This is a genomic window from Pseudomonas sp. SIMBA_067 (genome assembly GCF_046534675.1).
Lineage (GTDB): Bacteria > Pseudomonadota > Gammaproteobacteria > Pseudomonadales > Pseudomonadaceae > Aquipseudomonas > Aquipseudomonas putida.
The window spans coordinates 1-245 of sequence record NZ_JAWRYH010001110.1; the positions used below are offsets into that span (position 1 = coordinate 1).

General features: G+C 66.9%; 1 protein-coding gene. It reads left to right on the forward strand.

The window, feature by feature from the left end:
• Positions 1 to 245 (forward strand): Ig-like domain-containing protein (locus SB765_RS32725; RefSeq protein WP_410932903.1); only part of this gene is annotated, 245 nt, incomplete at both ends.

A 245-nucleotide genomic window follows, 5' to 3' on the forward strand; every position in this document is an offset into this window, starting at 1 on the left:
GTGCCGATGGGCGCTTCACGGTGGTGTTCGACACACCGCAGGCCAACGGCCAGGCCATCGGCGTCACGCAAGTGGATGCTGCTGGCAATACCTCGACGGCAGTCAACGTCAGCACCCCTGACCTGACCCCACCCGCGCCGCTGACCAATGTGGTGCTGAACAACAACGGCCTGACCCTGAGCGGCCTCGGTGAAGCAGGCGCCACCGTGACCGTGCGCGGCCCGGATGGCACCATCATCGGCACC